Consider the following 8,294-nt stretch of genomic DNA (forward strand, 5'->3'; position numbering starts at 1 on the left):
TGTGGAAAACAACAAATTTCCATAAATTTCTATTAGTTTCTATTAATTTCAATTTTTTTAATAATATCTCCCTATCTCCTTAATCTCCACATCTCCTTTTGTTACACCACCTGAACGCTTACGAATTAGTGAATGTTTCATGCAATCTTATACCTAAGCTCTTAATTGCTTTATTTTAATAGAGTTATACATCCATTAAAATTTGTTCATCGTCAAATCGAATATACTTTTTCTTGTCAACACTCACTCAAGGTTTGACTCCAATCCCCTCTCTATTTATTTCCTCTTCTGAAAGTCCTGTTATCTCAGCAATCATCTCCAATTTAAACCCTTTTTTATACATCGATTTAGCTGTCTCTATTAGTCCTTGTCGAATTCCTTGTTCTAACCCTTGTTGTAAGCCTTTCTTTTCGGCATAAGAAATCGATGCCTTTTGAATATAGATGAAATCTTTCCTTTTATGCTGTATCTCTAATTCTTTAGCACTCAGACTTGCTTGATTGGCTATCTCAAATGCCTTCTTTATCTCTTTACTCATCCCCAGTGTTTTGGGTATGTAATTTAGCTTACCCGCATTTTTTATAAAATATATCCATTTATCCGTAATATCACTTAATTCACTTTCTTCCTTCTTGAATTTTGGCAACTCAATGAAGATTAATTCAATATCTCCACTATATTCAACTAACTCCTCCTTCTCTATCAATCTGAAGTAACTGATGACCTTTGTCCACTCACTAAACATCTCAAAATCAGTAATAGTGATAGCAATAATCGGGTTTAATAGATAAAATTCATCACCACATAAAAGTTGAGTAGAATATGCCTTCGCCGCATTGTAGAGAATCCTTTTTTCTAATCCTTCATAATTTAATATCTGCATCTCAATAAGGACGCCACTACCATCTGATAACATTGCCTTGACATCAACATAGGTATCCTTCATCCCTTTAAGTAACGGTATCTGATATGGGTCAACGATGGTTAAATCTTCAATAATGCTTCCATCTTTGAATTTAACCACTGAGTTTATAAAGTTTATAAGTATATCTTTTGATTGTTTGCTTCCAAATACCTTTTTAAAGGCAAAGTCTGTTTTTACATCCAAAAACTGCATATTTTTATTCCTCCTTGACTGATAGGAAATTGCTTTTTGAAACTGAGAGGACATTGCTTTTTGAGTGTTTTGGTATTATATCCATTTGTGCCCATTGTGAGGATATTTTACCACAAATTTTATCCTTTGTCAACAAAAAATTCGGTAACCCGTTCAAGGTTATACATTAGAAGTGTAAACAAGGAGAAATGGGGAAAAGGGAGAATTGGAGAAATGGCTCAAACTTTTCCACCTATGCGATTAGACTAATTCATCGCAGAGACGCAAAGAAAAAATAAATGTAAAATGTAAAATAGGAAATGAAAAATGGGAAATTTTACTACTTCGCAAGACTCATTACCTTTCAGTTATACATTTTCATTGGACATTTTTCATTTTACATTATCCATTTTACATTTAACCGCACAGGTCGAAAAGCTCAAGTCTATGAATCCCAACCTCAACACCTTGATAGAATATCTTAACTTCTTTTTCTGATTCAAAGATGATGTTCTGTCTTGCAAACTCAACCTTCAAGGCATTGTGATAGATGCTCTCCAGAAAACCAGGTCCTAACTTTTTATGGACATTAATACAGACATTAATAATCCTATTAGTTAACTCTTCTTTTCTCCACTTCTCCATCTTCTCCCTTTCTCCTTATTTTTATCCTACCTGAACCCTTCACCTAACCGCACAGGTCGAAAATATGGTATACATAGGTTATATGTTTCAAAAGTCTATATCCTTTGGCTATTAGGGTGACTATTAAAAATCTCAATTTGTGCCGTTGTTGAGTATAAATTGATGACCAGAACATCATCCGCATCAATTGCTAATTCAAGCTCATCTTTAGATTTAATTAAAACCGAAGATTCCTTGTAGGAAAAGAGTTTTGTTGCTTTAATAAAATTCAGGTCTTTGAATTTTAAAATTCCTTCTTGTTTTCCCAGCCGATTGATGATAAAGACTAAATACCCTTCTCCCAAATTTCTTATTACTACTTCTATTTCCAGACTGGTTAAGATTTTTTGTTCAACATCTGAAATTTTCATAAGATGAGTAATAAAGTTGGTTAAAGATGTTCTTGTGGATTTAGAGAGTTGGTAGTAAGTTGGTGTAAGAAAACAACCACCAGGGAGTGTGCCAATGACGATACTTTTGCCCAACCCGAGCTGAGATATGTAGCCAACAGGTTTGCCTTTATATTTTAAGATGGGGGCGACTGCCTTTTCATAAAAACTTAGATAATAATCTGCTCGAATATCTCCTACCTCTGATTTTATCTCTATCCCTTTATATCTGGCATATTGTCCCACCAACAAAGGTTCAAAGGTATCACAGATATGCATCTGGGTCTTATGTGCCTTTTTCAAACTCGGTCTTGTCCAAAGATTGTATTTGATAAGAAAATGCCAAACAAGATGCTTAAGCAACCTTAAACGGTCAGGGTAAATTTCTTGCGAGGGAATTTCTGGATAAATATCAGTTACTTGTAATGGATTACCATAAATATCCTCAGTAATGGGTTTGGGAAAGGTAATAAGATTGCCACCGTGTTTAATATATTCCCTTAGTTTCTCTAATAAATCTGGCGAAATAAACCCTTTGGTCGGAAATATAACCACTTTAAATCTCTTCAAATCCTTAACCCTTTCTATGGATAAAATTTCGGGATTAAAACCTGCCTGAAGAAGTAAGGCGTAAATGCCATAATGCCCTAAAAAAGCCATATATTTGATAGGGTCTGGAAATATTTGAAAAGGAAGATAATCTTGCGGCGTAAATCTAAAATTAGGGAAATAGGTTAAAATCGCAATTGGGTCATAAATTGTGGTGGATGAGATTAGCATTTGCTCATTCTCTACAATAAATTTATTAACCTTAGTGACTAAATCATATCCTGGGGTAGTATTTCCCTGATAATCAAGGATGGATTTAAAATTATAAATTTCACCAGTTATCTCTATGCCATCATGAACAGGGAATAGACAAAATCCTTTGACGCCGTGGGCAATTGACCCCATCATTACCTGTAATGTTGCCTCATTTGACACATAAGCCCTTTTATCAAACCAACCACTGCCTAATTCACCAGCAAACAATGGTTTTTTAGAAGTATAAGCTTTAAATAACGCCGGATATTGGGAATTAGAAAAAGGAAAATCTGCGGTATAAAGGCTACCAGTTGCTTTGGTGTACAAATTATAAGCATAAATATCTCCGATAGGTTCTTTTAATTCGGGATTGGCTGGAGAAAGATATGTGGCTGATTCGTTGATAAGCAGAGGTAAATCAACCCCTGATTCTTTAATCAACTCTTTAAGTTTCAACAGATACTCTGTTACCCATATTTCCAAAAAAATCTGCCACTCCATAGCCTCCTGACGACCAAATATTTTCTCTGGAGGTAAAATCTCTGAAAAAGATGAATAGTTCTTCTTAAAGACCTGATTCAGGGTAGATAGAGCCTGATATTTTTGTTCTAAAAAACTCTGGTAATGATTGATGGTGTCAGGATTAAAATCTAATTCCCCAAGTTGGTTATAGAACATAAGTCCGGTTTCATTATCTATCTGGAATAAAACAATAGGGTCATTAAAATATGGCTGGATGACATCAATAACCGCAGAAAACCATTTTTTGATTAATGAAAGGTAGGCAGGATGGAGTAAGGAATAATTATAGTAAAAATCTCCCTTATGTGGTTTACCATTGGGCTTAAGCATCACGGTTTCTTTATATCTCTCTCCAATCCATAAAGGATTACCCAATCCCTGGTATTCGGCGTAGATGAGGGGTCCTGGCTTGATAACTAAAAACAAACTCTTTTTTTTACATTCTTCTATAAAGCCAATTAAATCTCTTTCTGGATAGGTTTTCCCTCTAAAATCAAAGTTACCTTCCTCTACCTCGTGCCAGACCCAGGGGACATAAGTTGAAATACCATTAAAGCCAATAGATTTTAGTTTTGAAAGTCCTTCTGCCCAGAGTTTTTTCTTTATTCTAAAATACTGGAATTCACCGATGAGCAAAAATCTTTCTTTTTCCTGTAAGGTAAAAACTCCATTTTTTATATTCAGGCTTTTCATAGCATTATTTTTTCTATTTCCATCATAATTTTTCCCGTAGCACCTAAGTTTTCCTTAACTAATTCAAAGGCAGATTGACCTGATTTAGCAAGTAATTCTTGGTGGGTTAATAATCGTATCATTATAGTTGTCAATCCTTGCGAAGTGGTAACGACAAATCCTGCTCCTCTTTCGACTAATAATCTTGCCTCTTTAGAATTATTTATCCGGGGGCCGAAAAAGACGGGTTTACCCATAACCGCTGGCTCAAGACAATTATGCACCCCATAACCAAAACTCCCTCCCACATAAGTCAAATCCCCCAGTTGATAAAGTCGGGCTAATAGCCCTATCCGGTCCACGACGATTACTTTTGCATCACCAATTGTGCGGGATTCTTCTAATGTTGACCATTTGATAGATAAAAGGTTTAATTTTGAGGTCATTTTTTCTATTTCCTTCAATCTTTCAGAATTTGGTTCATGCGGGACTAAAATTAAGATTAAATCTTTAAATTGGCTCAGGAGGTGCTTATATGCGGATAATATTATTTCCTCATCCTTTTGCCAGGTGCTTCCAGCGACAATTATTTTCGCCTCATCCGGGAAAAAGTTTCGGGTTTTAGATTCTTCTTTTTTGACCTTGATTAATCTTTGATATACCTGGTCATATCGGGTATCGCCAGTAACTAAAATTTTAGTTTGTGTAGTTAATGTTTTAAAAATCGTCTCATCCTCTTTTAAAATGGCACAAATGGTGTCAAGAGAACTATATACCTGTTTATAAAATGATTTTGTAAGCAAGTTCAATTTGGTGTGGGAAAGGCTTCCGTCAGCTAAAAGTATTGGAATCTTCATTTTTTTCGCTTGCCAGACAAGATTAGGCCAGAGGTCATATTTAATAAAAATAAGTCCGGCTGGATTAACAAGTTTAAGCATTTTTTTAGTATTAGCGGCTGTATCAAACGGTAGATAGGAAACAATATCGGCGTCTTTATAATTAATATTAGGTTCATAGCCTGATGGAGAGAAGAAGGTAACTAATATTTGGACATCCTTTTTTTCTTTTAAAGTGCTAATGATAGGTTTTGCCTGCTCAAATTCTCCCATCGAACTGATATGAAACCAGAGCCATTTCCCTGGGGTTAATTTCTTCTTTAACTTAAGGATAAGTTTTTTTCTTCCGACTAACCCTTTTCTTATCTTTTCATTAAAAACAGCCCCTAAAAAGAATCCAGAATAAAGAAGTGGTAACCCCAGGGCGTTATAGAATATTTGGTAAAAAAGTTTCATTTATATCCAACCTACTGTTTTTCTTTTCCAATTAAGTTTAAGAAAGGTTGAAGGATATCTATTGGAATTGGAAAGACAACCGTTGTATTTTTTTCAACCCCTATTTCAGTTAAGGTTTGTAAATATCTGAGTTGAACGGCGACAGGAACTTTATTGATAACCTCAGCGGCTTGAGTTAATTTTTCTGCCGCCAGGAATTCACCTTCGGCATGAATAATCTTCGCCCGCTTTTCCCGTTCTGCCTCAGCCTGTTTTGCCATTGCTCGTTTCATCGCCTCAGGTAACTCAACATCCTTTACCTCAACCACACTTACCTTTATTCCCCATGGGTCTGTTTGAGAATCGATTATTCGCTGTAACTCCTGATTTATTTTATCCCGATGTGCTAATAACTCATCTAATTCTGATTGTCCAAGAACACTTCTTAAGGTCGTTTGAGCAATTTGCGAAGTCGCATAAACATAATTAGTGATTTTAGTAATCGCATTTGCTGGATTAAGCACTCGGAAATAACAAACAGCATTAACTCGAACAGTCACATTATCCCGCGTAATGACTTCTTGTGGTGGAATATCCATTGTAACAGTTCTTAAATCAACCTTATTCCATTGTTCAAATAATGGAATAATATAAATAATCCCTGGTCCCCGGTCACCAACTAACCTTCCCAATCTAAAAACTACGGCTCTTTCATACTCACGCAAAACCTTAATTCCGCCAATTAAAAGCACAATCGCAAAACCTATCACCACTAATGAAATATGTCCCATTTTTTTCTAACCTCCTTTGTTTGGTAATTTGTTAGGGTTCTGCAAAACCAGGAAACTGTAGTTTTTAAGCAGGTATTTAAAACCTCTATTTTTATCAATTTCATCCAAAGAGCAAAATGCAAAAAGCAAATATAAAAATTACATATCAAAATGTAAAATTATCTCTTTCCTTTCAGCGCTACTTCCTATTGCTCACCAATTCTTTGAGAAACACTATCCTTTGGCAACTTATCGATGAATTCTATAAGTCGCAGAGTAAAGTTATACACTCTTTTCTTGAAGTCCTTTTTGAAATTTGATTTGTAATTTTGCATTTTGATATTTATATTTGATATTTAATATTTGATATTTGATATTTATTTATTGTCTCCCCCAAATCCTATTTTGCAGAACCCTATTGGTAATTTGTAATTGGTTAAATGGTAACTGGTTAAATACTTATCATATAACCGCTACCGAGTATCAATTACCAAATTTCCTTATCTTTAATTTTAATCCTTCCATTCCGACTATTTTTACTTTTTCACCTTCTTCAATCACCTCCTCGTCTTCAGTTATAGCCTCCCATATTTCACCTTGAGCAAAGACCAATCCTTGTTTTGATATTTTTGTTTTAGCTATGGCAGACTCTCCAATTATTCCTTCTTTTCCAGTAGTTACCTTGCGTCGATGAGCGCGAATACTCAACCCAATAGCAATAAAGGAGGCTAAAGCAGTGCAAATTGCCACGGCTAAAATTAAATTCCTGGAAATAGTGATGAAAGGAGCGGCAGAAGAGTCAATCAAGATAAAAGAACCAAATATCAAGGATATACCACCTCCTATGCTTAATAGCCCATGTGAAGGGGCAAATGCCTCTAATATTAAGAGGATGAAACCAAGAATAATTAGAAGTAAGCCGGCTAAATTAATTGGCAGACTTTGTAGTCCAAAGAAGGCTAATATCAAACAAATACTGCCACAAACAGCCCCTAATCCTACGCCCGGAGAGGCAAATTCATAGATAAGCCCATAAATACCCAGCATTAATAAAATATAAGCCACATTTGGCTCGGCAATGGCGTGGAGGAATTTCTCTCTAAAATTCATCTTAATTTCTTGCGTGGCTATGCCTTTTGTTACAAGTTTAATTGTCTCTTTTTTCTTTTTTATGATTTTTCCATTTAATTTTTTAAGAAGGTCTGAGAAATCTTCGGCAATAAAGTCAATTACTTTAAGGTTAAGAGCCTCTTTTTCTGTAATAGATTTGCTTTTGCGCACAGCATCTTCTGCCCATTTGATATTGCGTCCTTTTTCCTCAGCAATGCTTTTAACCCCTGCGACTAAATCATTGGTAATTTTATCTTCCATAACCCCAGCACTTTTTGTTCCTTCGCTTTGAAAAGGAGCACTACCCATAGTTACCGGATGTGCGGCACCAATATGGGTCATTGGTGCCATAGCGATGACATCACAGGCTAAAGAAATAAATACACCCGCAGAAGCCGCCCTTGCACCTCGTGGGGAAATGTAAGTAATAATCGGGATTTTAGAGTTAAGTATTTCCTTGACAATATTATGGGTAGAACTGACAAGTCCTCCTGGGGTATCCATTTCAATGATTAAACATACAGCCTCCTCTTTAACCGCCTTATTAATCGCATTGACTACAAATCGCTCGGTCACAGGATTAATTACACCTTCTATCTTGATCTGATAAATAATCTCTGTCTTTGCCCAAACAGGGCTATAAATAAACAGGAATATTACGGTTAAAAAAATCAATTTCCACTTGGGCATCTTTTTCTCTCCCCTTGAATAGGTTATCACATTCGCTGTAGCACGCTAAACACATACTCACTTTGACTATTTTCTCTCTATAGCACTTATTAATCGAAATTTGACATAGATATGGCTCTGAAATTCCAAATCACAAATTCCAAATTCCAAATAAATTCATAACCGTTCAGGCTATATATCAAAAGTGTAAGAAAGGGGATAAGGAGATAAGAGTGATATGGAGATAAGATAATAGAATATAGATTGAAATTTATAGAAATAGGTAGAAATTGATTGTGGAAAACAA

Annotated in this window: 8 protein-coding genes; all 8 read right to left on the reverse strand. The window is 35.3% G+C overall.

Annotation, left to right across the window (positions count from 1 at the left end; translation table 11 throughout):
• Nucleotides 1–247: 247 nt before the first annotated feature.
• Nucleotides 248–1,117: an Rpn family recombination-promoting nuclease/putative transposase gene (locus AB1422_13480; GenBank protein MEW6620323.1), complete on the reverse strand. Its 870-nt coding sequence runs from the start codon at nt 1,115–1,117 to the stop codon at nt 248–250.
• A 396-nt stretch (nt 1,118–1,513) separates the two neighbouring features.
• Nucleotides 1,514–1,741: a GxxExxY protein gene (locus tag AB1422_13485; GenBank protein ID MEW6620324.1), complete on the reverse strand. Its 228-nt coding sequence runs from the start codon at nt 1,739–1,741 to the stop codon at nt 1,514–1,516.
• A gap of 95 nt (nt 1,742–1,836) precedes the next feature.
• Entirely contained in the window at nt 1,837–4,188 is a 2,352-nt protein-coding gene (locus AB1422_13490) for a beta-galactosidase (protein ID MEW6620325.1), read from the reverse strand.
• Nucleotides 4,185–5,459 (reverse strand): glycosyltransferase N-terminal domain-containing protein, encoded by a 1,275-nt coding sequence (locus tag AB1422_13495; GenBank protein ID MEW6620326.1) that lies wholly within the window; start codon nt 5,457–5,459, stop codon nt 4,185–4,187. Before AB1422_13495 ends, AB1422_13490 begins: the two co-directional genes overlap by 4 nt.
• An 11-nt stretch (nt 5,460–5,470) precedes the next feature.
• Nucleotides 5,471–6,229, reverse strand: a complete 759-nt coding sequence (locus AB1422_13500) for a slipin family protein (GenBank protein ID MEW6620327.1) — start codon at nt 6,227–6,229, stop codon at nt 5,471–5,473.
• A 185-nt stretch (nt 6,230–6,414) separates the two neighbouring features.
• Nucleotides 6,415–6,543 (reverse strand): hypothetical protein, encoded by a 129-nt coding sequence (locus tag AB1422_13505; protein MEW6620328.1) that lies wholly within the window; start codon nt 6,541–6,543, stop codon nt 6,415–6,417.
• A 148-nt stretch (nt 6,544–6,691) separates the two neighbouring features.
• On the reverse strand, nt 6,692–8,008 hold the full coding sequence (locus AB1422_13510) for a nodulation protein NfeD (GenBank protein ID MEW6620329.1): 1,317 nt from the start codon (nt 8,006–8,008) through the stop codon (nt 6,692–6,694).
• 89 nt (nt 8,009–8,097) lie between these two features.
• On the reverse strand, nt 8,098–8,294 hold a 197-nt coding region (locus AB1422_13515; protein MEW6620330.1), incomplete at its 5' end, for a hypothetical protein.

The sequence above is a fragment of the bacterium genome (assembly GCA_040757115.1).
In the GTDB taxonomy this organism is placed as follows: domain Bacteria; phylum UBA9089; class CG2-30-40-21; order CG2-30-40-21; family SBAY01; genus JBFLXS01.